The 25,334-nt window shown below is 65.7% G+C and carries 22 protein-coding genes; 14 read left to right on the plus strand and 8 right to left on the minus strand.

Annotated features, from left to right (window positions below):
• The first annotated feature begins 4 nt into the window (after positions 1-4).
• The 3 genes from D3I60_RS00980 to D3I60_RS00990 are packed head-to-tail and all read left to right on the plus strand — an operon-like array spanning position 5 to position 1,559.
• Positions 5-394 carry an Asp23/Gls24 family envelope stress response protein gene (locus D3I60_RS00980; RefSeq protein ID WP_262774168.1) on the plus strand — a complete coding sequence of 130 codons (390 nt, stop codon included), beginning with the start codon at positions 5-7 and terminating at the stop codon, positions 392-394.
• Positions 391-966: a DUF6286 domain-containing protein gene (locus D3I60_RS00985; RefSeq protein ID WP_262774170.1), complete on the plus strand. Its 576-nt coding sequence runs from the start codon at positions 391-393 to the stop codon at positions 964-966. The genes D3I60_RS00980 and D3I60_RS00985 overlap by 4 nt, the downstream gene beginning before the upstream one ends.
• Positions 963-1,559 carry an alkaline shock response membrane anchor protein AmaP gene (locus D3I60_RS00990; protein WP_262774172.1) on the plus strand — a complete coding sequence of 199 codons (597 nt, stop codon included), beginning with the start codon at positions 963-965 and terminating at the stop codon, positions 1,557-1,559. Before D3I60_RS00985 ends, D3I60_RS00990 begins: the two co-directional genes overlap by 4 nt.
• A gap of 645 nt (positions 1,560-2,204) precedes the next feature.
• On the opposite strand, the gene D3I60_RS00995 is transcribed toward D3I60_RS00990, so the two are convergent.
• On the minus strand, positions 2,205-2,981 hold the full coding sequence (locus D3I60_RS00995; protein ID WP_262774174.1) for an SDR family NAD(P)-dependent oxidoreductase: 777 nt from the start codon (positions 2,979-2,981) through the stop codon (positions 2,205-2,207).
• On the minus strand, positions 2,978-3,802 hold the full coding sequence (locus D3I60_RS01000) for a thioesterase family protein (protein ID WP_262774176.1): 825 nt from the start codon (positions 3,800-3,802) through the stop codon (positions 2,978-2,980). The genes D3I60_RS00995 and D3I60_RS01000 overlap by 4 nt, the downstream gene beginning before the upstream one ends.
• Positions 3,803-3,957: 155 nt before the next feature.
• On the opposite strand from D3I60_RS01000, the gene D3I60_RS01005 reads away from it, so the two are divergent.
• The 7 genes from D3I60_RS01005 to D3I60_RS01035 all read left to right on the plus strand — a co-directional run bounded on the left by D3I60_RS01005 (position 3,958) and on the right by D3I60_RS01035 (position 11,486).
• Positions 3,958-4,752, plus strand: a complete 795-nt coding sequence (locus D3I60_RS01005; protein ID WP_262774177.1) for an exodeoxyribonuclease III — start codon at positions 3,958-3,960, stop codon at positions 4,750-4,752.
• A gap of 110 nt (positions 4,753-4,862) precedes the next feature.
• The gene (locus D3I60_RS01010) at positions 4,863-5,777 is read left to right on the plus strand and encodes a GTP pyrophosphokinase (protein WP_262774179.1); all 915 of its coding nucleotides are present in this window, start codon (positions 4,863-4,865) and stop codon (positions 5,775-5,777) included.
• A 129-nt stretch (positions 5,778-5,906) separates the two neighbouring features.
• The gene (locus tag D3I60_RS01015) at positions 5,907-6,785 is read left to right on the plus strand and encodes a DUF5926 family protein (protein WP_262774181.1); all 879 of its coding nucleotides are present in this window, start codon (positions 5,907-5,909) and stop codon (positions 6,783-6,785) included.
• A gap of 81 nt (positions 6,786-6,866) precedes the next feature.
• Positions 6,867-7,724: a glycosyltransferase family 2 protein gene (locus D3I60_RS01020; RefSeq protein WP_262774183.1), complete on the plus strand. Its 858-nt coding sequence runs from the start codon at positions 6,867-6,869 to the stop codon at positions 7,722-7,724.
• A complete protein-coding gene (gene pheA / locus D3I60_RS01025; protein WP_262774184.1) occupies positions 7,721-8,659 on the plus strand; it encodes a prephenate dehydratase in 939 nt (312 codons plus the stop codon). The genes D3I60_RS01020 and pheA overlap by 4 nt, the downstream gene beginning before the upstream one ends.
• A 188-nt stretch (positions 8,660-8,847) precedes the next feature.
• Positions 8,848-10,650: an FAD-binding dehydrogenase gene (locus D3I60_RS01030; protein WP_262774186.1), complete on the plus strand. Its 1,803-nt coding sequence runs from the start codon at positions 8,848-8,850 to the stop codon at positions 10,648-10,650.
• Positions 10,647-11,486, plus strand: coding sequence for an SDR family NAD(P)-dependent oxidoreductase (locus tag D3I60_RS01035; RefSeq protein WP_262774188.1), 840 nt, complete (start codon positions 10,647-10,649; stop codon positions 11,484-11,486). Before D3I60_RS01030 ends, D3I60_RS01035 begins: the two co-directional genes overlap by 4 nt.
• Before the next feature lie 27 nt (positions 11,487-11,513).
• Here D3I60_RS01035 and D3I60_RS01040 read toward each other — a convergent pair whose 3' ends face one another.
• Positions 11,514-12,446, minus strand: coding sequence for an NAD-dependent epimerase/dehydratase family protein (locus D3I60_RS01040; protein ID WP_262774190.1), 933 nt, complete (start codon positions 12,444-12,446; stop codon positions 11,514-11,516).
• Positions 12,447-12,479: 33 nt separating this feature from the next.
• Positions 12,480-13,259, minus strand: a complete 780-nt coding sequence (locus tag D3I60_RS01045; RefSeq protein ID WP_262774191.1) for an enoyl-CoA hydratase — start codon at positions 13,257-13,259, stop codon at positions 12,480-12,482.
• A 108-nt stretch (positions 13,260-13,367) separates the two neighbouring features.
• Between D3I60_RS01045 and D3I60_RS01050 the strand changes: the two genes are divergently transcribed.
• Positions 13,368-14,945, plus strand: a complete 1,578-nt coding sequence (locus D3I60_RS01050; RefSeq protein WP_262774192.1) for a Na+/H+ antiporter — start codon at positions 13,368-13,370, stop codon at positions 14,943-14,945.
• Between the two features lie 187 nt (positions 14,946-15,132).
• Positions 15,133-17,739, plus strand: coding sequence for an ATP-dependent chaperone ClpB (clpB, locus tag D3I60_RS01055; protein WP_262774194.1), 2,607 nt, complete (start codon positions 15,133-15,135; stop codon positions 17,737-17,739).
• Between the two features lie 398 nt (positions 17,740-18,137).
• On the opposite strand, the gene D3I60_RS01060 is transcribed toward clpB, so the two are convergent.
• From D3I60_RS01060 to D3I60_RS01070, 3 genes are all read right to left on the minus strand, one after another.
• On the minus strand, positions 18,138-19,409 hold the full coding sequence (locus D3I60_RS01060; protein WP_262774196.1) for an HTTM domain-containing protein: 1,272 nt from the start codon (positions 19,407-19,409) through the stop codon (positions 18,138-18,140).
• Positions 19,399-20,187, minus strand: a complete 789-nt coding sequence (locus D3I60_RS01065) for a DUF5819 family protein (RefSeq protein ID WP_262774197.1) — start codon at positions 20,185-20,187, stop codon at positions 19,399-19,401. Before D3I60_RS01065 ends, D3I60_RS01060 begins: the two co-directional genes overlap by 11 nt.
• A gap of 215 nt (positions 20,188-20,402) precedes the next feature.
• On the minus strand, positions 20,403-21,578 hold the full coding sequence (locus D3I60_RS01070; protein ID WP_262774199.1) for a CaiB/BaiF CoA transferase family protein: 1,176 nt from the start codon (positions 21,576-21,578) through the stop codon (positions 20,403-20,405).
• A gap of 228 nt (positions 21,579-21,806) precedes the next feature.
• On the opposite strand from D3I60_RS01070, the gene D3I60_RS01075 reads away from it, so the two are divergent.
• Both D3I60_RS01075 and D3I60_RS01080 read left to right on the plus strand, forming a co-directional pair.
• Positions 21,807-22,841: an agmatine deiminase family protein gene (locus tag D3I60_RS01075; RefSeq protein WP_262774201.1), complete on the plus strand. Its 1,035-nt coding sequence runs from the start codon at positions 21,807-21,809 to the stop codon at positions 22,839-22,841.
• Between the two features lie 276 nt (positions 22,842-23,117).
• Entirely contained in the window at positions 23,118-23,558 is a 441-nt protein-coding gene (locus D3I60_RS01080) for a hypothetical protein (RefSeq protein WP_262774203.1), read from the plus strand.
• A gap of 242 nt (positions 23,559-23,800) precedes the next feature.
• Here the strand turns inward: D3I60_RS01080 and cls are convergent, their stop codons facing one another.
• Positions 23,801-25,297, minus strand: coding sequence for a cardiolipin synthase (cls, locus tag D3I60_RS01085; protein WP_262774205.1), 1,497 nt, complete (start codon positions 25,295-25,297; stop codon positions 23,801-23,803).
• Between the last annotated feature and the right edge of the window lie 37 nt (positions 25,298-25,334).

A 25,334-nucleotide genomic window follows, 5' to 3' on the forward strand; every position in this document is an offset into this window, starting at 1 on the left:
CGCCGTGGCCCCGACACTCGACGACGCTCCAGCTCGCCGAGGCGGCCTGACCATCGCGGACAAGGTCGTGGAGCGCACCGCCGGGCAGGTGCTGAAAGACCTGCCCGGCGTCGGCGGCACGAGCTCGGGTCTCTTCGGAATCGGAGCGAGTTCCAGCCTGGACACGCGCCCGTCCGTGGATGTCACCCTGTCCGGGCGCAGCTGCACGCTCGCCGTCCAGCTGGGCCTGGCCTACCCCACCCCCATCGCCGAGACGACCGAACACGTCCGCTCCACCCTGAGTCACGAAGTCGAACGCCTCACCGGTGTCACCGTCCGTCAGGTCGACATCAGCGTGCGGTGGCTCGCCCCGGAATCCTCCGGTGCGAATCGAGGAAGGAATCGCCTGCAATGAGCACACGACTGCTGCGCAAGCGGCCCTCCCGCATCGGTCCGGCCGTGGTCGTCGCCCTCATCCTGCTGCTCCTCGCCGTGGGGCTCGGCTGGGCCGGCATCGCCGTATTCGTGAGCTTCGGATCCGTCGCAGCCGCACTGATCGAGGCGCCGAATTCTCCCATCGCCGAGGCGGCCGGGAACCTGCATTGGAATTCCGCAGTCGTCATCGCGGTCGGCATCGTCCTGGCTCTGCTCGGACTCATCGCCTTCGTCCTGGGTGTCTCCCCTGGAGCGCGCCGGATCCTCGGCGTGAGAGCCGCTGGGTCAGAACACATCGGTGATTTCGAGGTCGCCCTGCCCACCTCGGCGCTGTCGCAGATCGCGGCCGCGGCCGCCGATGGGGTCGACGGCGTCAGCGGGGTCAGGGCCTCGTCGAACACGAGGTCGACGATCGTGACGTTCTCGACGCCGATCCGCGACGTTGAGCCGATCCGCGCCGAGGTCGAAGCCGCCGTCAGGGAACGCTTCGCCTCGATCTCATTCGACCGCACCCCCACGGTGAAGGTCCAGGCCAGAAGGAGTCAGTCATGAGACGCACGGCCGCCGCTGCCAACCGCACGGGACTGATCATCCTCGGCCTCATCGCGCTGATCATCGGACTGGCAGTGCTCGCCATCGGGTTCGGTCTCACCGCCCCGGTCGACCCTGCCCTGGAGGCGGGAGCGGATCTCGGTCCGGTCGCCTCGGTGCTGGCGCTGCCCTATTCGGCGCTCATCGCCGTGGTCGTGGCCCTCATCCTCGCGATCATCGGGCTCCGCTGGCTGAGCGTGCAGGTCCCGCGCAAGGACTTCGCAAAGCCCTTCCGGATGCAGGCCGATGCCCGCACGGGTCTGACCACGGTGAATGCGGAGGTCATCGCCGAGGCGGTCGCCGCCGACCTCGAATCCACCGACGGAGTATCCGACGCCACGGTGATTCTGCGCGGCACCGCGCGGAGTCCGGAGCTGCTCATCCACGTCGATGCCGATGAACGCGCGGACATCGATGCCGTCGTCGCCGAAGTCGCCGAGCGCGCCGCCGGCAATGCGGCAATGGCACTCGGTGCTCCGCTGAGCGCGGTGGCGCTGGAGATCGGCATCGCCCGCACTCGCTCGCGCCGCCAACGCAGCGTCAGCGTCCAGTAGCGCCGCCAACCAATGGCGCCGCTGCCGGCAGAAGCCGGCAGCTTCAGTCTCGGCAGCAGGCAACGGCGAGGTCACCCTCGGATGCGGCCACCGAATCTAGGTCACTATCGGATACTTCTGGGCGCGAAAAGTGTCCGATAGTGACCTAGATTCGAGTTCGGATGTCCGATAGTGACCTGAAGTCAGGCGGGCGGTCGCGAAACACTGCTGTGAATGACAAGAACCCCGGGGCGCGTAATCGCGACATCCCGGGGTCCTCGCAGCACTCCCCTCGAGTACCCGGACGCATCCCCATACGTCCGTTGTGTCCACCCGATCCCCACCGGGCGAACACATTAATTTGACCACACTTTCGTATCGCTTGTAAAGAATCTCACGCTCCGTCTTGAATCCCGTCGGGTTCTATAGCACAGAAGCAATCAGAATAAAACCCCTGGTCACAGGCCCAGCCTCCGGTAGTTCAATCCTCAACTCAGTTGTGCTTCCCCTGCCGAAAATTGCATATAGGTCACATCCCGCGGCGAGCATGCGACCACGATTCGATGACCGCCGGCGCATCTCGCGGATCCCGACTCAGCGATCGCGGGTGCGGGCGACCACCGCTGGCACACGTCATGCCGGCGAGCGCACGTGTCGAAACCCGACTCAGCGATCGCGAGTGCGGGCGAAGGAGAATCCGGCCGATCCCCAGCGCATGAGCGGACGCGGCACCACCGGAGCAACGAGCGCGGCCATGCGATACCCCCACCCCGGCACAGAGACGACCTTCCCCGCCCGCGCATCACGCAGCGACTCCCGCACCACCTGATCGACGCTGAGCCAGATCGGGCCGGGTCCCGGACGCTCCACGCCGAGGCGGCTGTGGAATTCCGTCCGGATGAAGCCAGGCAGAACGGCGGTGACCGTCACCGGGCCGCCCCTGAGCTCCCCGGCGAGCGCCTCGGTGAAGACCAGAGTCGAGGCTTTCGACGCGGCATACTGTCCCATCGTCGTCACCGCCGCCAGCGAGGACACGTTGATGATTCCCCCGCGACCGCGGGACTGCATGCGCCGAGCCGCCGACAGAGACAGCTCCCTCACCGCCCCGGCGAGCACCCGATCGAGCGCATCGAGATCAGCAGCATCGGTATCCAGCAGTGTCCCGCGCAGCCCGAAGCCGGCATTGTTGATGACCACATCGATCGGCTGCGTCGCGATGATCTCATTGACCGCGTCGATACCGTCACGGGTCGACAGATCGGCCACGACCACCTCGGCGTGGATATTCTGCGTGGTTCGCAGCTGCTCGGCCAGCTGATTCAGCCGGTCCTCGTCCCTGGCGACCAAGACGAGGTCGTAGCCCTCGGCGGCCAGGGTGCGGGCATAGCCGCGCCCCAGCCCGGAGCTCGCCCCGGTGATGAGGGCACGCGGCCGCGGATTCATACCGCGCCTTGACCTCGACGAACGGTCAGGGACTGCACTGCTGTGCCGATGGGGCCGTCGACGTCGCTGAGCACGCTCGTCGTCTGCCCCAGTCCGGTCGGCCCGAAGGCCACCTTGGTGTCGAAGCCGACCCAGCCGGGCTCGGGCACGCGAGCGAGGTGGATGGAGAGGTCGACGTTCGGGAAGAACGTCGTCTTCGGATCCTCACGGACGGCCAGACCGTTGGCGGTGTCGACGAACTTGACGAAGGCCGCGGTCGGCGGATCGATCTCACCGTCGACGAGAGGATAGGGACTGCGCACCCAGGACCGTGCGTAGCCGGGGTGGGCGTCCGCTCCCTGGCGCCCCTCGAGGGACGCGATGTAGCCGCCGCCCCAACGGTGGGTGAAGGGGATCTCGGGCACTTCGGACACGGGCGGCATCGCCGACCATTCGTCGCCTGCGACCGCCTCGGTGTCGGAGGCCTGCAGTCTCCACACCCGAGCGGTCACGCTGGTGCGCTCACCGTGACGCATATGCGCTTCGACGAGTTCGATGGTGCGGCCGGGACGGACGACGTCGACATCGATGGTGAACTCGCCGGAGTGGATGACGCCGAGGACGTCGAAGGTCACCCGGGAGATGAGCTTGTCGCTGGGCAGTCGACGTTCGATCTCGGCGAGCACTATCCCCGAGGCGGGCGCGAGGTGCTGCTCGCCGGGCTGCCAAGCACCCTGGCTGTGCAGAGTCGAGACGAGGCGGTCCTCGGACAGCCGCACATAGTAGGAGTCCGGGTAGGCGGCACCGTCGTGGCCGAGGTGTTCATTGGGAGCTTCAGGCATGGTCCCGATTCTATCGACCCGTCGACACCGCGATCGGCGCAGGGGCGAAGCGCATACCCGTCCCGTGCGGCTCCGGCAGATCCTCGCCGAGGCGGCCCACCCGAGCCGTCGACACCCCGCTTTCACCTCCGGCGCGGACGGCTTAGGGTGGGAGGGTGAGAATCGCTACGTGGAATGTGAACTCGATCCGTGCCCGCCACGACCGCATCGGGGCCTGGCTGGATCGTTCGGATGTCGATGTCCTGGCCATCCAGGAACTCAAGTGCAAGGACTCGCAGTTCCCCGAGGAGCTGTTCACCGAGCGCGGCTACGAGGTCAGCTATCACGGCCTCAACCAGTGGAACGGCGTCGCCATCGCCTCGCGCGTCGGACTGGCCGATACCGAGATCGGGTTCAAGGACATCCCTGCATTCGGCTCGGAAGAACCCGTCGTCGAAGCCCGGTCGCTGTCGGTGACCTGCAACGATGTGCGCGTCTATTCGCTCTATGTGCCGAACGGCCGCGAACTCGACCACCCGCACTACGGCTACAAGCTGGAGTGGTACAAGGCGCTGACGGCTGATATCGCCGCCCAGTTGAGCGCCGAACCGGAGAAGAAGCTCGTCCTCTGCGGTGACTTCAACGTCGCTCCGCTCGACGAGGACGTCTGGGACATGTCCGAATTCGACGGCGCCACCCACGTCTCCGATGCCGAACGCGCCGCTTTCGATGATCTGCTCGGCGCGGGTCTGAGCGAAGTCACCCGCCAATTCACGCCCGGACCCGGCGTCTACACCTTCTGGGACTACCAGAAGCTGCGCTTCCCGAAGAAGCAGGGCATGCGCATCGACTTCCAGCTCGCCTCGCAGGCGCTGGCTAAGACAGCGACCGCAGGCGAGATCGACCGTGAGGAGCGCAAGGGCAAAGGCGCGTCCGATCACGCTCCCGTCATCGTCGACTACGACCTCTGAGGCACCTTCGTCTCACCTTTCGGCACCCCGGCGCAACTTCAGCGTCGAAGCCATAGACATCTCCCCTCTCTTCTGGTGAAGTTGAATCAGGAGCTAGGAAGGTGACGAGGATGTCAGCAACTGTCCGCGAATTGGTCGACGAAGCCTACGACCGGCGTGAGTCCACCTGGAGAGCCGCCCTCGAGACGGTCAATGACTGGGTCGAGTCCGTCCGCGCTCCATCCGCACTGCTCTCCGGGGATCGAGTGCGCGTCGTCGACGGTCGGATCAAGGACCGGCTGCGCACGGGCGAGAAGCTGCGCCGCAAGCTCGCCGATGCCAACGACGAGATCCACGAATCCGTCGAGGTCGAGAACCAGGTCATCGATGTCGTCGGCGCCCGCGTCATCTGCCGCACCGAACGCGAACAGTCGGCCCTGTGGGACCTGCTCACCGAGGTGAGTGACGATACGAACCTCTCCATCGCCGAGGTGCGCGACTATTCCACGACCCCGAAGCCCTCTGGGTACCGCGGCCGCCACCTCATCGTCGAGGTTCCCTTCGATTCCGAGCCTTCCGTCCTCGTCGAACTCCAGCTGCGCACGATCATGCAGGACGCGTGGTGCGTGCTCGCGGAGGAGCACCTCTTCAAACCCGGGCAGGCCCTGAAATCCGATGCCCAGCAGGAACGGCTGTCGGTGATCCTCGCAGGTCTGATGGCGCAGGCCGACTCCGTGGCCGGCTACATCGCCGATGATGTCGGCGCGTATCTGGGCATGGGCAATTCCGCCCCGCCCCGAGCCTTCGCCGAGGCGGACGAACCGACCGATCCGGCCATCGAGGTCACGATCCGCGAACTCAACCACTCCTATGTCCTCGCCGCCGACGAGGTGGGCCGCCATGGCATCATCCGCTTGGAGACGCTCGGGCTGACCCCCGACAATCCGGAGCGCTCTGCGTTCCCCCATCCGGGCGACAAGCTGCAGGTGCGCATGGACGAGTCGAACAACACGCGCTACTTCATTCCCGTCGGCCACGACGGCTGAGTCCGAAGGTCGCGCCCCAGCCCGGACAGTCTGCGCTCAGTCGCGGACGACGCGTCTGAGTCCGCCGCCACAGGCCCGCCTGCGAACCCAACAGCCTGGCAGGCGCCGCACCGACTAGACTTGCATCCCATGGGAAAGAAGTCGAAGCGCTCCAAGGAAGAACTCATCGCCAAACGCCTCGCCAGGGCGCAGGCCACGGCATTCGTCGCGCGTCCGTTCGCGGACCTGCCGTTCGAAGCCGACCTCATCTGCCTGCGTGAACTCGTGCCCGCGGCCACCGCGGCCGCGAAGCTCACCGAGGAATACGGCGGCCACGAGGTGACCATCACGTCCCTGCTGCCCGCCGCATGGCAGGCCTGGCGCCGCGACGACGGTGAGATCCTGGCCGGAATGCAGGTGCCCGTATCCTCGACCGACGCCTCCCGCGACGTCGCCCGCGGCCTGCTGGCCGCCGTCGACGCCGAACCCGGCACCTCCATCGAGGCGACCACCGAACCCGGTGAGGGCCCGCGTCTGCAGGACATCCTCGACACCTCGCACCCGTTCGACGTCCGCGTGCTCGAGACCTTCGACTACTGGGTCCTGCCCGAAGCCGAGTCCGATGCCGACGTCGCCGCCGCTCTCCAGCAGGCCAACGACTCCGTGGCCCCGACCGAGAAGCTCGCCTCCGTCGACTCCGCCTACTGGACCGAGATGTCCGGCCGCACCTACGTCCGCTGGGCCCGCCCCGAAGGTGAGGACCGCGTCGTCGATGCGATGGCCCGCCTGCAGGCCGAGAACGCCAACGACCTCGGCGGAATCGGCACCTTCCTCGGCTACTTCCGCGCCCACGGCATCATCGTCCCCGTCTGGGAACTCGAGTTCGGCACCCAGGTCGACGACGTCGAAGAGCCCATCGCCGCGTTCGGCAAGCGCCTCGACGAAGCGCTGAACACGACCGAGCCGATGAGCACCGAGGCCCGCCGCGTCCGCTCGGGCATCGTGTCCCGCCAGCTGACCATCCACTGATATCCGTCACCACCCCATCACCGAGGCGGGACCCGAAAAGGGTGCTCCGCCTCGGTGCCGGTGACGGACAGGAGAACCGACATGAGCGCACAGCCGCACCCCGCCCCCGAGGCGGTCGCCGCCATCATCCCCGCGATGAACGAATCCCAGCGGATCGGTGCCACCGTCGCTGCGGCCAAGCAGATCCCCGGGGTCGACATGGTCCTCGTCGTCGACGACGGATCGGTCGATGACACGGGAACCCTGGCCCGCCGGGCCGGCGCCGAGGTCATCACCCACCCGAAGAACAAGGGCAAGGCTGCGGCCATGATGACCGGAGCCTTCGCACTGCGCAATCGGGAGATCTCCGACGCCGATCCGGGCGTCGACCCGCACCACCGGGCGCTGCTGTTCATCGACGGCGACCTTGAGGACTCCGCCATGAACACCGCGCCCCTGGCCGAGCCCGTGCTCGCCGGTCGGGCGGACATGACGATCGCGATCCTGCCCGTGCAGAAGCGCAAGGGCGGAGGCTTCGGCTTCGTCGTCGGACTGGCGAAGAAGGGCATCGCCGAACTCTCCGGATTCGACGCCACCCAGCCGTTGTCGGGCATGCGCTGCCTGTCGAGGGAGGCCTTCGACGCGGCCCTGCCGTTCGCCGCCGGATGGGGCGTCGAGGCGGCCATGACCATCGATGTCGTCAACGCCGGGCTGCGCGTGGAAGAGGTCGAATGCGACCTCCACCATCGCGTCACCGGTCGCGATCTGAAAGCCCAGCTGCACCGTGCTGCCCAGTACCGCGACGTCGCCCGCGCGATCCTCGTCCGCCGCCTCCGCGCGAAGCGGAATGGCGGGACGCCGGGCGGCGGCTCGGGGTCAGCCGACTCCACCCCCGCCGATTCCGGGTCTTCCGAATCCACGCAGAATTCCTCCGATCCACACAAGGAGACCGGCAAGTGAGCCTCAACCGTTTCGCGTACCTCGGCCCTGAGGCCACTTTCACCGAGGCGGCTCTGCTCAGCTTCCTCGACTCCCGGAACCTGCGCGCCGAGGCCACGACTCATCCGATGCGCAATGCACCCTCGGCGCTCGACGCGGTGCACGAGGGTGACTGCGATGCCGCGGTCGTGCCGATCGAGAACTCACTGGAAGGCGGAGTGCCCGCCACGATCGATGCGCTCACCGAGAACGGGCGTCTGCAGATCATCGCCGAGGTGGTCGTGCCCGTCCGCTTCGTCCTCGCCGTCAAGCCCGGCACCACCAGGGAGGAGATCTCCTCCTTCGGTTCGCACCCGCACGGCGAGGCGCAGGTGCGGGCGTTCATGAACGAGAACTTTCCCGAAGCCGTCTACCTGCCGACGTCCTCGACTGCCGCGGCCGCCAGGGACCTGGCCAATGACGCCGGCGACCATATGGCCGCCGTCTGCCCGGCCCTGGCCGCGCAGCGCTATGGACTCGAGATCGTCGCCGAGGACATCGGCGACCGCAAAGACGCCGTCACCCGGTTCGTCGTGGTCACCCGCCCGGGTCCTCTGCCCGCCCCGACCGGCGCGGACAAGACGACCGTCGTGGCCGCCCTGCGCTCGGACCGGGCGGGTTCGCTACTCGAACTGCTCGAACAGTTCTCCAGCCGCGGGATCAATATGTCCCGCATCGAGTCCCGGCCGACCGGTGACGGGTTGGGCCTCTACCAGTTCTCCATCGACCTGCTCGGACACATCCATGAGGCCCGCATGGCCGAGGCCCTGCAAGGTGTCCACCGGGCGGCCCTCAAGCTGCACTTCCTCGGCAGCTACCCGAGCTCCGACGGAGCAGTGGTGCCGGTCGACCCGACGACGACGGACGAGTCATTCGCCGCAGCCGCCGATTGGCTGGAACGCACCCTCGAAGGCTGATGGACACCGACCGAAATTGCGCCTGATTTCGGACCGCCTGCGCCTCTTCACACTGGGAAGATCTGCAATACTGAAACCTACTGGTAGGTAAGTGTGTCCAGATTGTCAGAATCCGGCGGCGGTTTTGGGCAATCTGCGCACACTTGACGTCGGTTCACTAGCCGACACAGACGACAAAGGAGTCGCCGATGAGTTCTTTCGACAGCACGGGCTCGTCCCACGCACCTGGTGACGGCGGAGACAGCGCCGGACCCGGTGATCGTTCCGCCCCGGATCGCCGCTCCCCTGATGCGATCATCGTCGGGGCCGGGCTCGCCGGACTCGTCGCGGCCCACGAGCTCACCAAGGCCGACAAGCGCGTCCTCATCCTCGACCAGGAGAACCGCGCGAACCTGGGCGGACAGGCGTTCTGGTCCCTCGGCGGACTCTTCCTCATCGACTCCCCCGAACAGCGGCGATTGCGCATCCACGATTCGCTCGAGCTCGCCAAGGACGACTGGGCCACCTCGGCGGGCTTCGACCGCGACGAGGATCATTGGCCCCGGAAATGGGCGGAGGCCTACCTCGAGTTCGCGGCCGGGGAGAAGCGCCGCTACCTGCGTGACCTCGGCTTACGCCTGACCCCGATCGTCGGTTGGGCCGAACGCGGCGGGTCCGGGGCGGGCGAACACGGCAATTCCGTGCCCCGTTTCCACCTCACCTGGGGCACCGGCCCCGAGGTGGTCCGAGTCTTCCGTGAACCCGTCGAGACTGCGGAGGCCGCGGGACTCGTCGAGTTCGCCTTCCGTCACCGCGTCGACGAACTCATCACCGAGAATGGGGCCGTCGTCGGGGTCCGCGGGCGCACGCTCGCCCCCAGCCACACCGCCCGCGGAGTCGAATCGAACCGCGACGAACTCGCCGAATTCGAACTCCGCGCTCCCGCCGTCATCGTCACCACCGGCGGCATCGGACACAATTTCGAACTGATGAAGAAGTACTGGCCGGTCGACCGCCTCGGCGAGTTCCCGGACACGATGCTCGCCGGAGTACCCGCTCATGTGGACGGGCGGATGCTGCAGATCGCCGAGGATGCCGGAGCCAGCCTCGTCAACCGGGACCGGATCTGGGCGTATACGGAGGGCATCGTGAACTGGAATCCGATCTGGCCGGGGCACGGGATCCGCATCATTCCGGGGCCGTCGTCGATGTGGTTCGATGCCGAGGGCAATCGTTTCCCGGCGCCGAACTATCCCGGCTTCGATACGAATCGGACGATGCGCACGATCCTTGAGACCGGACACGACTATTCGTGGTTCGTGCTCAACGAGTCGATCATCCGCAAGGAATTCGCGCTCTCCGGTTCGGAGCAGAACCCGGATCTCACGGAGAAGGACATTCGGATCACGCTCGATCGAGTGCGCTCCTCAGATGCGCCGGGACCGATCGAGGCTTTCAAGAAGTACGGCTCCGACTTCGTCGTGGCCGAAACCACCGAGGAACTGGTGGCGGGAATGAACGAACGCTCCCGCGGGCCGGTCATCGATCACGACCATCTCGTTGAGCAGATCCGGCAGCGGGACCGGCAGACCGAACACGCGTTTTCGAAGGACGCGCAGGTCCAGGCCATCCACAATGCGCGGTCCTATCTGGGCGACAAGATCGTGCGTGCGGTCAAACCGCACAAGATCCTCGACCCGACGCACGGTCCGCTCATTGCTGTGCGTCTGAGCCTGCTTTCGCGCAAGACCCTCGGCGGGCTGGAGACGAACCTCGACGGGCAGGTGCTGGCAGGATCCGGCAAGACTATTCCGGGCCTCTACGCCGCCGGCGAGGTCACCGGTTTCGGTGGCGGCGGAATGCACGGGTACAACGCGCTCGAGGGAACGTTCCTCGGCGGGTGCATCTTCTCCGGCCTGCGCGCCGGGCGCGCTGCCGAAGAGGCGAGTCGTGCGGTGACATCTGTGCGGCCGGAAAGCGGGTCGGCACGAGGCGAAGCAACGCACTCGTGACCGGCAGCGCGCGTTCTGCCCTCACAGTCTTAGTCACCGGCGGCACCTCGGGAATCGGTCGAGCCGTCGCCGAGGCGCTGGCGGCGAAAGGCTGCACGGTGCTGGCAACCAGCCGGAACCCGGACCGCATCTCCCCTGCCGACCGAATCCCCGGTGTCAGCTATCTTCCGCTGGACCTCGCCGACCCGGATGGCCCCGACCGACTGGCCGCAGAGCTCGAAGAACGCGGCCTGCTCGACGGCATCGACGTGCTCATCAACAATGCCGGTGAGAGCCAGTCGGGTCCGTTCGAAGAGCTGCCGGCCGTGGCCATCGAACGGCTCTTCCGCACGAACGTGTTCGGACCAGTTCGACTGAGCCAACTCGTCCTGCCCGGGATGCGTGCGCGGCGGGCGGGACGCATCATCATGGTCGGGTCGATGCTCGCCAGCTTCCCTTTGGCCCACCGCAGTTCGTATTCTGCGGCGAAGGCGGCTCTGCGCGCTTTCGCCACGGCGGCTCGGCAGGAGCTCTCACCCTTCGGCGTATGGGTGAGCACCGTCGAACCGGGATCGATCGCCACGGGTATCGGGCTGCGGCGAACGAAGTACCTCGAAGAGGGGTCGCCCTATACGCACGACGTGATGACGATGCTCGAGCACCTCGACGCCAACGAGCGCGGCGGCATTCCGGCCGCCAAGGCTGCGGCCACGATCGTCGATGCGATCGTCGCGCCGAGACCGCGGGAGTTCTACGCCGTCGGCAGCAGAGCACCGCTGCCGTTCCTGCTGGGGCGTGCGCTCCCGCGCGAACTGGTGTCGAAGATCGTCGCCGCCCAGCATGGCCTCAAGCGGTGACCGGAACCGCCTCTGAGCGCTGGCGCCCTACTGCAAGCGGGACGGGATGAGGTGTTGGGTGGTCGAGATGCCGAGCACCCGCTGTTGCCGGGACAGGTTGTACGTCCGATCCGACTGCAGGTATCTGACGAGGAAGAGCTTCGCGCGGTCCCCGCGCTTGAACACGCCTTTGATCTTGAGTCCGAGCTTCGCCGACACCAGCGCCTTGTCTTTCGCGACACCCTCGATGACTACCTGGTCATAGCCCATCCGAGCGAAGTGAGTGACCACAGCCTCTTTGAGCCGGTACGGAATCGGGTCACCGATATTGAAGGGACCCGCCGCCGAAGGCACGTCGAGGCAGGCGAGCGCGGCCCGCACCACATTGTCGACATGCGTCAGGGTGACCTTCTGGCGTCCGCCGCCGGGCAGCCGCAGCGCACCCTTCTTCGACATCCGCGACAGGAACGGCATAAGCATCGTCTCCCCCGGACCGTAGACAGCCGCGGGACGCAGGATCGCAGCATCGGGACGGAGCCTCATGACAAGCTGCTCGGCAAGAACATGGGTGCGAGAGTACGCGTCGGCGAAGTCGTTGGGGTCCTTCGGACCGGCTTCCTCCCACAGCTCGGCGTGGGGTTCGGACTCGGAGTACACCGTCGTCGAGGACACGTGCACGATGCGGGCCTTCGGAAACGCATCGAGGACATGACGTGTGCCCGTCACCTTCACGTTGTAGAGAGCGTCGTCATCGGCGCTGACGGAGGCGATTCCGGCACAGTGGAAGACCGCGGTCACATTCTTGGCCAGGGAGGTCACCGACGCGGACGCAGGTTCGGTGATGTCCCAGTGCTGGAAGTTCACCCCGGGGATCTCGGGATCACGCCGGGACAGCGCATAGACCGTTTCGTCCCTTTCGGCGAGCGCCCGTGCAATGGCACCACCGATGAAGCCGCTGGCTCCGGTCACTATCACCGCCACGACGTTCCCTCTCTCATCTTCACACCCACCGCCTCAGCGGCGGTGCTGCCACTGCGGCTCCCTCTTCGTCAGAAAGGCGTCGATCCCTTCCTGCGCATCGGCCGCGACGGCATTGTCCGCCATCACCTGCGACATCCGCGCATAGGCGTCGACCACAGGCAGCTCCCGCTGTTCGTAGAACGCGGCCTTTCCTAGGGCAACTGTAGCCGACGAGGCGGACGCGACTTTGAGAGCCAATTCCAAGGTGGCGGACTCGAGGTCGGCGTCGGCGACGACATCGGAGACGAGACCGATCTTCAGCGCATCCTCGGCGGTCACGAAATCACCGGTCAGCAGCATCCGCATCGCCTGCTTCGCCGGCACCGCACGGGAGAGCGCCACCATCGGAGTCGAACAGAACAGACCGATCTTCACTCCCGGAGTTGCGAATCTCGCGGACTCAGCGGCAACGGCCAGATCGCAGGTCGCCACCAGCTGGCAGCCGGCCGCCGTGGCCACACCCTGCACCTGCGCGATGACCGGCTGCGGGATGGATTGGATGAGCTGCATCAGTCGTGCACAGGCGTCGAACGTGATCTGCTGCATCTCCAGATCCGCCCCGCGGATCTCGGTGAGGTCATGACCGGAGCTGAACACATGTCCGGCGGTGATGAGGATGACCGCGCGCACATCGGTGCGGTCGGCCACCTCGGTGAGGGTGTCGATGAGGTCCTCCATGACCGTCAGCGACAGTGCGTTGCGCGTGGACGGCCGGTTGATCGTCACGGACGCGACTCCGTCGTCGAGCTGCGCGAATACAATTGATTCCGACATAGCCTCATTCTGCCAAAGGTCGCCGGGCCCGGCGCGGAATCTGCGCAGACGATTTCCGCCCGCCTCCGGACACATCCGCCCCGGTGGGAGCGGTTCGGAGGGACTGGCATGACCACATTGCTGATGATCATCGGATTCGGTGCCGCCACCTCGGTGGTGGTCGGATTGGGGCAGAAGCTCAAGCTTCCGTGGCCGGCGCTCATGGTCCTCATCGGCATCGCCGGTGCGTTCATCCCCACCTTCGCCGAGGTGGCCATCGATCCGGAGCTCGTCCTCCCTCTCTTCCTGCCGCCCCTGCTCTTCGCCGCCGCGCAGAAGACATCGTGGGCGCTGTTCGCGATCCGGTGGCGCACGATCCTCGGCATGTCCGTGGCTCTCGTCGGTGTCACCGTGGCCGCCGTCGCCGGGTCCGCGGTCTTCCTCATCCCCGGAATCACCATCGCCGCGGCCATCGCGCTCGGCGCTATGCTCGCCCCGCCCGACCCCGTCGCCGTCGAAGCCGTGGCCAGCACCGTGTCGATCCCCCGCCGCATCATGTCGACCCTGCAAAGCGAGGGCCTGTTCAACGATGCCGCCTCACTGGTCATCTTCCAGACCGCGATGGCCGCGGTATTGGCCGGCACCGAGGTGGACTACGCAGATCTGGCCGTGTCGTTCGTCGTCTCCGCCGTCGTGGCGATCATCGTCGGCCTGGTGCTGTCCTTCGCCGCCTGGTGGGTGATGGAGAAGATCGATCACACGATCGCGCGCTCCTCCCTCATGCTCGTCCTGCCCTTCGGCGTCTACCTCGTGGCCGAGCACTTCCACGCCAGCGGGGTCATCGCCGTCGTCGTGGCCGCCCTCGAAGTGCGCCGCCGCGATGTCGAGGGGAACTCGGCGGAGCGGGTGACGCAGAACTCGACATGGCAGGTCCTCGAGATGCTCATCACCGGAATCGCCTTCGGTCTCATCGGCCTCGATCTGCGTCTCATCGTCGAATCCGAACACGCCGACCTCGGGCGAGCGCTGCTCGTCGGCGCGCTCATCGCTCTCATCGTCGTGGCCGTCCGCTTCGTATGGCTGCTGCTGGGCACTGTCATCGAACGCAAGCGACGCGAGGAGGATCCGGATGCCGCGCCATTGAGCGTCCGCGATGCCACGCTGATGACTTGGGGCGGGATGCGCGGCCTCGCCACAGTCGCCTTGGCGCTGTCGATCCCGGCCACGACGAGTTCCGGTGCCCCGTTCCCCGGGCGGTCCTATGTCGTCGTCGCGGCCGCGGTGGTCCTGCTGGTCACTCTGGTGCTGGCGGGCTTGAGCTTCCCGACCGTTGTCGCTCTCCTCGGCATCGACGACGAGGCGGAGAAGGAGCATCAGGCGACCAGGGACATCGCTCTGCGTGCCTACAAGGCTGCGATGCGTGAGATCAAGAACGATGACAGTCTGCCCGACGACGTCATCGAACCCCTGCGGGCGAAGTTCAAAGTCCTGCACGATCAGCTCAGCGGAACCACCGATGACCAGGCGAGCTCGGAACAGGCGATGGCATTCAAGGAACACCGGGAGCAAATGCTGGCCATGCAGAAGAAGGCCATGCAGTCCGCACGCGCCGAGGTGCTCAAGGCCCGGCGCGAACGCGGCACCGATCCGGAGATCGCCGACCGCGTGCTCCACCGCTTCGACCTCCAGTCGGTCATCACGAGGTAGGGCCGGGTGGTCCCGACCGGACGGAATTCCGGGCCGGTCCAGGTTGGGCAGGGACACGCATCCGGGCGGGCCGCCTCGGCGAAATCCTTCTCGATTTTCAAAGTTGAGCGGAATAGACTCAACTTTGTCGGTGTTGTTCTCTTCGAGAGCTGAAATGAGCACAGAATCGTAAGAAGGAGATGCGTACATGGACGCACAGATGACAACCAAGTCCCGGGAGGCGCTGCAGACCGCGGTCAACGACGTCGTCGCCCGGAAGAACAACCAGATCGAACCGGCCCACCTCGTCGCGGCCCTGCTCGGCCAGCCCGAATCGCTCGCCGCGACCCTGCTGACGAAGGTCGGTGCCGACCCGCAGACCGTACTGCGGTCCATCGAATCCGTGATCAGCGGGTTCCCCACCGTCAGCGGTTCCACCGTCAGCCAGCCGGGGCTCTCCCGCGCCGGCCTGGAGATGATGAACCTCGCACAGGAGGAGATGACGGCCCTCGGCGACCAGTTCGTCTCGACCGAACACCTGCTGCTGGCCGCTGCGGCCGGCAAGGACGGAGCCGGAGAAGCGCTGCGCGCGAATGGGGCCAACAGGGACGCGCTGCTCGCGGCCCTGCCCGAATTGCGCGCCGGAAAGAAGGTCACCTCGGAGAACCCTGAGGAGACGATGCAGTCGCTGGAGAAGTTCGGTATCGACCTCACCGCCGTCGCCCGGGAAGGCAAGCTCGACCCGGTGATCGGCCGCGACAAAGAGGTTCGCCGCGTCGTCCAGGTGCTCTCGCGCAGGACGAAGAACAACCCCGTCCTCATCGGTGAGCCCGGCGTCGGCAAGACCTCCGTCGTCGAAGGCCTGGCCCAGCGGATCGTGGCCGGAGACGTGCCCGAATCGCTGCGCGACAAGACGCTCATCAGCCTCGACCTGTCCGCCATGGTCGCCGGCGCGAAGTACCGCGGTGAGTTCGAGGAGCGGTTCAAGGCCGTGCTCGAGGAGATCAAGAACGCCGACGGTCGGATCATCACCTTCATCGACGAGCTCCACACGATCGTCGGTGCCGGTGCCGGCGGAGACTCCTCGATGGACGCAGGCAATATGCTCAAGCCGATGCTCGCCCGCGGTGAGCTGCGGATGATCGGTGCCACCACGTTGGACGAATACCGCGAGAACATCGAGAAGGATCCCGCCCTGGAGCGTCGGTTCCAGCAGGTCTTCGTCGGTGAGCCCAGTGTCGAGGACACGATCGCGATCCTGCGTGGGCTCAAGGAACGCTACGAAGCTCACCACAAGGTCTCGATCAACGACGGCGCCCTGGTCGCGGCCGCAACGATGTCGAACCGGTACATCACCGGCAGGCAGCTGCCGGACAAGGCCATCGACCTCGTCGACGAGGCGGCTTCCCGCCTGCGAATGGAGATCGATTCGGCTCCGGTCGAGATCGATGAGCTCCGCCGTGCCGTGGACCGCCTGAAGATGGAGGACATGGCCCTGGCTAAGGAGACCGACTCCGCATCGATCGAGCGGTTGAGCGCCCTGCGTGCCGACCTCGCCGACAAGGAGGAGGAGCTGCGCGGACTCGAGGCGACCTGGGAGTCCCAGCGTGCCGGCCTCAACCGGGTCGGTGAGCTGAAGACTAAGCTCGACGAGCTGCGTTCGGCCGCCGAGAAGGCTCAGCGCGACACGGACCTCGAGACCGCATCCCGTCTGCTCTACGGCGAGATCCCTGCCGTGCAGAAGGAGATCGCCGAGGCCGAAGCCGCCGAGGCCCAGGCCGAGGCGGGAGCGGAATCCGAGCAGATGGTCTCGGACAAGGTCTCGAGCAACGACATCGCCGAGGTGGTCTCCTCGTGGACGGGCATCCCCGCCGGACGCCTCGTCCAGGGTGAGGTCGAGAAGCTGCTGGGAGCCGAGGGCATCCTCGGTGAGCGTCTCATCGGTCAGAAGAACGCCGTCGCCGCGGTCTCCGATGCCATCCGCCGTTCGCGGGCCGGTGTCGCCGACCCGGATCGTCCGACCGGTTCGTTCCTGTTCCTCGGACCCACCGGCGTCGGCAAGACGGAGCTCGCGAAGTCGCTCGCGGACTTCCTCTTCGACGACGAGAAGGCCCTGATCAGGATCGATATGAGCGAATACGGTGAGAAGCACACCGTGTCCCGCCTCGTCGGTGCCCCTCCGGGCTACGTCGGATACGACGAGGGCGGCCAACTCACCGAGGCGGTCCGCCGTCGCCCGTACTCCGTCGTCCTGCTCGACGAGGTGGAGAAGGCACACCCGTCCGTCTTCGACATCCTGCTGCAGGTCCTCGATGACGGTCGGCTCACCGACGGTCAGGGGCGCACGGTCGACTTCAGGAACACCATCCTGATCCTGACCTCGAACCTCGGTTCGCAGTTCCTCGTCGACAAGAGCCTGTCGACCGAGGAGCAGCGGAGCAAGGTGCTCGATGTCGTGCATGCGACGTTCAAGCCCGAGTTCCTCAACCGTCTCGATGACATCGTGCTCTTCGACTCGCTCAGCCAGACCGAGCTCGCGTCGATCGTCGATCTGCAGATCTCGCACATGTCGCGACGGCTCTCCGACCGTCGAGTCTCGCTCGAGGTCACTCAGGGGGCCGAAGACTGGTTGGCGCTCGAAGGCTACGATCCGGCGTTCGGTGCCCGGCCGCTGCGCAGGCTGGTCCAGCGCGAGATCGGCGACAAGCTGGCCCGCGCTCTGCTCGCCGGGGACATCGTCGACGGGGACACTGTGGTCGTCGACCTGCCCGAAGACCCCGAGGCCACCGGCCTGGAGCTGCGCCCCAAGCGGTAAGGCTCCCGGCTGCACCCAGCGGGTGCGCCAGCGGGGTACGGCCCAGTTTCAGTCGGATAGCTCCTATTTGAACAGGGGCTATCCGACTCAGACTGGGCCGTTTCCCTGTCCGCCGCCGGACCGGCCGCAGGAACCACGAATGTCTGCGTCGAGATGGGGGCCGACTGACAACTGCTGCGGCACGAGACCCTCAGGCGGCACAGAGCAGAATAGGACATGTTTCTCTGAAATGCTCACCGAAGAAAGTGAGCATTTCAGAGACACATGTCCCATTCTGCGTCTACAGGACGCTGCGCTGGTTCGCTGGTTCGCTGGTGCTCTGGTTCGCTGGTGCGCTGGTTCGCTGGTGCTCGCAGGTTAGGTACCGCGGGTGCCTGCGGCATCGAAGCACACGCGAGCTACTTCTTGCGGGACCCGGCGGAAGCCTTCGACTTGGCACTCGCCCCGGCCTTCGCAGCAGTGCCTTTGGAACCGCTGCCGCCACCAGCGGAGCCAGCCTTCGCGACACCACCGCGAGCACCCGAACCGCCGCGGCCACCCGCTGCACCGCCACTAGCCCCACCAGCACCCCGCGGGGCCGATGAGGTCCACCAATGCCTCAGGTAGGCGCTGACCTTCGCAAATGAGCGGTCGCGGATGAAGATCGCATCGACGGCGATCATCGTCAGCGAGAACCACGGCAGGCCCATGAGCAGTGCGATGCCCAGGTGGAAGGACAGGATGCCCAGCAGCGCGATGATGCGGGTGTAGCGGTTGAACAGCATGAACGGGAAGGCGCACTGGAAGAGGATCGATCCCCACGAGATCGCCACGACCATCGGGCCCCACGCCGTCATGAGGTCCGACAGCACCGGCCACGTGCCGAACTGCTGAGTATGCAGCGGGTTGTACACGGCGAATCCGTGCTGCCAAGCCTCACCTCCGGCCTTGTACAGACCGCCGGACATGTAGATCGCACACACCTGGAATGCGAGTACGACGATGGCGAGGTTGTTGGCCATGATGAGCGCCCAGCGCCACTGTCCGCCGTCGTTGTCCGGGAATTCCGGGTTCCGCGCGCGCCGCCTGGCATCGAGGGACCATCTGCGGGTCGTGTCGGCGAAGAGCATGGCGATCATGAACATCCGGTAGGCGTTGTCGCCCTGATCCCCTGCCCCGTCGTTGAGCTCGATGAAGCTCACCCACAGCACCAGGTAGATCGGCAGAATGATCCGCGTTCGCCATCCGAGGATGATGACGATCGCCAGCAGCGCGAGCCCGATCATCATCGCCGTGAACAGCGGCGGCGTCGTCACCGCTCGGTGGAAGAGGGAGAAGAGCCAGATGGTCGGGAAGTCGCTCTTGGGTTCGGCGATCTCCCCATTCCAGGCCGATCCCACACCGAAGGTGTAATGCCGAGCGTTGAAGTTCGTGAGGATGAGGCCGAGTCCGGTGAATCCGATGAGGATCCGCGTCACCGCCAGCCCGTACGTCGCGTGGTACCGGCCGGTGAGCATCTCCTCGAGCCAGTTCCATCCTTGCGCGAGCTTCGTCCGCGCGAGGGTCGTCACCGGGACCAACCCGAATTCAGGAGCCGAATCACTCGCCGAGGCGGTCGTGCCGGTCCGCTGGTCAGTGACCTCTGCATCGTGGTCGTCCCCGCCTGTGCGGGTCGTGTCATCACTGTTCACCGACGCACCTCACTTCGTCCGAGGCACAGAAATACTTCGTGAATTCCTCTTGGGACTGATGGTCTTCGACGACTAGTGCGCGCCATCCCACGGGGACGGGTTGGATGTTCGGACGCTTCGCGTCTTTGTCGTTGCGTTCGGCGAAAGGCACGACGTTCTGACGGGCGGCCTGGTATTGGACGCGCTGGACGTCGTCGCCCCAGATGGCCTTCGCCACCTGCGTCGCATACGCGGTGGCCAGATGTTCGCTCTCCAGGTACGCGGGAATCGCGTTCTCCGGGTCGTCGTACTCCTTGAGCTTCGTCTCCAGCCGGTCGACGGAATCGTCGCCCTTGAAGTAGTCGAGTTTGACGATCGCCTTCTGATCGTCGGGCAGTTCTTCCCACGAGCCCTTGATGTCCGAGGCCACTCCGATGCCCAGCCCCGCCGACCGCGGCGGGAACAGCTTGTACGTCGAGTGGTCGAGCTCGACATCGGTGGCCCGCACCCATTGAGTGATCTCTTCGCCGCTGTCGGTCTTGATCACCGCGCGCACATCGAAGTAGTAGTCGCCGTTGATCGGCTCGGGGGCGAACACGCTCCACGACTGTCCCCACAGCGGGATCATGTATTTGGAGAGCAGGTCACCGGGAATCACCTCCCTCGCCGTCGAGGCAGGGGCGATCCACAGGAAGCTGGCGAAGATATGGAACCCTGTGATCGCCATCGCGATGACCATCAGGGTCCGTTTCACCGCCGAACGTCTCCGAGGTGTGACCTCGGTCGACTCATTGTCCATCTCGGTTCCGGAATTCTCTTGGGAATACGACTGCCGTCACCGCAGGTCCCGCGCCACATCGGTCGCTTGGCAGATCTCTCGGTGACAATGCACAGTCAATAGGGTACTTCAGCTGTGGCGCTGCCCGCCCGGGCAGCGGCAGAATCATTCGCGGTCATCAGACGCAGGATGACTTCCGCACGCCGGCTTCCCGATTCGCGGCGCACGCCCGAGGTCTATTCGGCCGCACGCAGCCACGCCTTGACCGCTTCCGTGGAATCGCCGAGCGTCGGCGGAGCGAGCTCATAGCTCGTCGGAGTCTCCGAAAGCCTGATCGGGTTGCGGACGGTGGGGATGACGCGATCGCCCTGACCCGCCTCGGCGACGGGCTCGAGTCCCAGCGACGATGCCAGGTCCACACCTTGGGCGATCGAGTTGATCGGCGCGCAGGGCAGCCCCGCCTCGGTGAGGATGTCGAACCATTCCTGGTTCGTCTTCTCGCTCAGCGCGGCGACGAGCTCGGGTTCGAGGTCATCGCGGTTGACGTTGCGGTCGGCGAAGTTCGCGAACCGTTCATCGGCCGCCCATTCGGGGTGGCCGAGCACCTCGGCGAGCCGGGCGAACTGCTTGTCGTTGCCGCACGCGATGATGATCTGGCCCTCCGCAGTGGGCATCGGCTGGTACGGGTAGAGGCTGGGGTGCTTGTTGCCCATCGCCTGCGGGGTCACGCCTCCGGCCACATATGCCGAGGTCTGGTTAGCCAGCCCGGAGAGTGCCGAGGACAGCAGATTCGTCTCGACCAGCTGACCGATCCCGGTGTCCTTGCGGTGGTTGAGCGCGCCGAGGATGCCGACCGCCGTATGCAGTCCCGTGATCACGTCGACGACGGCGACACCCGCCTTGACCGGGCCCGACTCCTCGGAGCCGGTGACCGACATGAATCCGGACAGACCCTGGATGAGCAGATCGTAGCCCGGCTGAGGATTGTCGCGACCGAAACCCGTCACCGAGGCGTAGACGATGCCCGGATTGGCGGCGCTGACCGTCTCATAGTCGAGGCCGTACTTCTCCAGTCCCCCGGCCTTGAAGTTCTCCACGAGCACATCCGCGCGAGCGGCGAGCTGCTGGGCGCAGGCGAGGTCCGCCTTGTCCTTGAAATCGAGGACGACGGAGTGCTTGTTCCGGTTCGCGGTGAGGAAATAGGTCGCATCGTCCCCTCGCCGAGGCGGCGCCCAATGACGTGTATCGTCCCCGGTCTTCCCCTCCACCTTGATGACCGTGGCACCCAGATCCGCAAGCATCATCGTCGCGTAGGGGCCGGCGAGGACTCGGGAGAAATCGGCCACGATGGTTCCGGCCAGAGGTCCCGTCCCTCGCCTGCCGAATATCTCCTGCAGATCCTGGTCTTCCACTTCCTGCCTCCTTCGCACACGATCGAATGCTGGCTCCTCGCCAGATCCCTGACTCCCTGCCAGACTATACGGACTCCCGTGGCAGCCGACTGTCCCAGATGACTACGTGGACTCTTTGATCAGGACAGAGCGCTTTCGGGTCGACGGACCTGCGAAATCCGTCGACCGCCCCGGCGAGATTCTGGCTACACTCGGCTCAGCGACAGTCCACCAGCGAAGGGACGAAGGATGACGTTGCACATGCCGGCGGAGACCGCCGCCCAGGACCGAGTCTGGATGGCGTTCCCATCCTCCGGCTACGCGCTCGGCGACACAGAAGCCGAGGCCGAGGCCGCACGCGCCACGTGGGCCGCCGTTGCCCGCGCCACCAGCGAGTTCACCCCTGTCACGGTCGTGGTGACCAGTGCACAGACCGATCATGCCAAGCGCCACCTCGGCGAGGGGATCAACCACGAGATCACGATCGTCAACGCCGAACTCGACGATGCGTGGATGCGTGATATCGGGCCGAGCTTCGTCGTCGACGAGGCGGGTGTGCTGCACGCGGTGGACTGGGTGTTCAACGGTTGGGGCGCGCAGGAATGGGCGAGCTGGGATCACGATGAGCACATCGGAGAATTCGTCGCGGGCCTGGCCGGGACTCCCGTGGTGTCCTCGGATCTGCGCAACGAAGGCGGCGGATTCCATGTCGACGGTCAGGGAACGGTGCTTGCAACGCGCAGCGTCCAGCTCGATCCCGGCCGCAATCCGGGACTGACCGAAGCCGATGTGGAAGCCGAATTCGCGCGCACGATCGGGGCGAAGAAGGTCATCTGGCTCGACCGCGGACTCCACCGGGACAATCAGACTTTCGGCACCCGGGGACACGTCGACATCGTCGCCGCGATGCCGAGCCCCGGGGTCGTCCTCGTCCACGATCAGCGCAATCCCGAACATCCGGACTACGAATTCAGTCGTGCGCTCAAGGAGCAGTTCGCCGCCGAGACCACCGCCGACGGAACGCCCTTCGAAGTGGTGCCGATCCCGGCTCCCGCGGTGCTGCGTGACGAGGAAGGGTGGGTCGACTATTCGTATGTCAATCACCTCGTCACCAACAGAGGGGTCATCGCCTGCACCTTCGACGATCCGATGGACGCCGAGGCGGCAGCCGTGCTCGAGCGCGTCTACCCGGGGCGGAAGGTCGTCGGAGTCGATGCGCGTGAGCTCTTCGCCCGCGGTGGCGGAATCCACTGCATCACCCAGCAGCAGCCGAGTCTCGACTGAGTCGAGCCGGAGCCTGCTGCAGGTCCCGGCTTCCAACCCCGGGACCCGCGAGCCGAGCCGGGACTCGAGTGCCGAGCCGGGCTCCCGCGTGTCGAGCCCGGGATCGTCGAGAATCTGCGATGACGGCGTGGATGAATCCATACCCGTACGAGCCCGACTCGGTATAAGCTGGATCTCGAGGGCACAGTGCCCGTGCGCTGCCACATCGCTGCCCGGACCTGTGCCGCACAGCAGAGCCGAATACGGTGACGTCGAGTTGCGAAGAGGAGCACGACCATGAAGAAGAGATTGATTCTCCTGACCGGTCTCGGAGTCGGATTCATTCTGGGATCACGCACCGGGCGCCAGAGCTACGAACGGCTGAAGGCCCAGGCTCAGGAGCTGTGGACCGACCCGCGCGTCCAGGACACCGTCGAGAAAGCCAACCAGTCGATCCGCGAGAAGTCGCCGGCCGTCGCCGATGCCGTTCAGACCGCGGCCGACAAGGTCAACGCCGCCGCTGCCACGAACACTCCCGTCTCCGAATTCGACGGCGACGAGGACTCGACTGGTGCGAAGGCAGACACGACTGCGAAGAGCACCACCGCCGCGCAGGAAACAGCGAAGTCGGACACCACGGCTAAGCACAAACCGTCGCCGAAGGCCCAGGATTCGATCACCGATCCCGAGCGTAACCTCGACGACGAAGGTCCGGCCGGAGTCGCCGACGACGACTGAGCGTCGGCAGGCCGGCTGAGTCGCCGCGCACTTCGGACAGCGCGACCCCGGCTCAGTTCGCCGCGGCCCCGAAAAAGGCGTATGGCCCAGTTTCGAAACAGGGCCATACACCTTTTTCTGTGCTGTTTGCGGATTCCCCCGCATTCGACGTCCGCGGCCTCGACCCGCTCCCACCCGCCGCGACGACGACGGCACTCCAGTTCGCAGGTACCACCGCGGCAGCAGGAAACGTCCCCACGCGCCTACAGCAGCGAGCTCGTCAGGCGGGCGACGTTCTCCAGATACTTCTTCAGCAGCGGCCGCGCCTGCCATTCCTCGGCATCGAGCTCGACCGAATTCGGCGCATAGCGTTCGGCCTCGAGGTCGTACATGCGCTGCGTGAATTCCTTGTTGACGATGAAGAGAGTGACCTCGAGGTTCATCGCGAAGGACCGTTCGTCCATATTCGACGAGCCGATGATCGAGACCTCGTCGTCGATCATGAGGAACTTCGAGTGCAGCACCGTCGGAGCGTGGTACATGAAGATCCGCACCCCGGCGCGCACCAGCTCGTCATAGTACGACTGCTGCGCCTTGTGGGTCAGCCAATGGTCGCTCGTCTCACCGACGTACAGACGCACATCGACTCCCGATCTGGCCTCGGTCGTCAGCGCGTGCAGCAGTGACTCGTCGGGCACGAAATACGGTGAGCAGACGACGACGCGACGATTCGCGTTGTAGATGAGGTGGTTGAACAGGCGCAGATTGTTCTCGTCCTCGAAGCCCGGACCCGACGGTACGATCTGCGCCTGAACGCCGCCGAACTCGGGAGCTTCGAGCTCGAAGCTGTCGGGTTCGTCGAGGATCTCGTCGGTCTCCGAATACCAGTCGGTGATGAACACGGCATCGAGCTCTTCGACGACCGGCCCACGACATTCCACCGACAGATCCTTCCACTGGAAGCCCTTCCGACGATTGCGGGCCTTGTTGTAGGTGCGGTCGATGATGTTCTGCGAACCGGTGAACGCGACCTCCCCGTCGACGACGAGGATCTTGCGGTGATTGCGCAGATCGGGCCGCTGGTATTCGCCCTTCCAAGGGCGGATCGGCAGGGCACGGCGCCAGCTGATGCCCGAACCGTCGAGCCTCTTCACCAGCTCCGAATAGCCCGGGTAGCCCAGCGATCCCACATGGTCGATGAGGACTCGCACACTCACACCGCGCCGGTGCGCGGCCAGCAGCGATTCGAGCAGCCGCCTCGTCGTGTCATCGATGGCGACGATGTAGAACTCGAAGTGGACGAACCGCTGTGCTCGGTCGACGGCATCGGCCATCGCCTCCATGCAGGCGTGGTTGTCGACGTGGAGGTCGAAGGAGTTGCCGTGGGTCATCGGGAGGGCACCGAGGTCGAAGTTGAGCTGCGCTGCGGTGCTCAGCGGTTCGGGCATATGGTCCTGGCGTCCGACGATCGCCTGGTGGCGGATCTGATCGCGGAATAGGTCATTCATCTTCGACTGTTTGTCCCGCCGCCGCTTCGGCAGCTTCGACGACCCCAGCAGCAGAAACGCTGCAATGCCCACATACGGGATGAGGAAGATCGCAAGCAGCCAGCCGAGCGCGACCGACGGCCTGCGATTATGCGGAATCCACCCGAGCGCGATGATGCGGATGATCATGTCGACCAACAGCAGGATGATGATCAGCCAGTTCGGCCAAGCCTGGTTGATGTTGAAGAACGGATAGATCCCGAAACTGCTCATATAGTGCCCGTTCAGCCCCGCCCTGTTCGTCACCGGT

The sequence above is a fragment of the Brevibacterium permense genome (genome assembly GCF_025506275.1).
In the GTDB taxonomy this organism is placed as follows: domain Bacteria; phylum Actinomycetota; class Actinomycetes; order Actinomycetales; family Brevibacteriaceae; genus Brevibacterium; species Brevibacterium permense_A.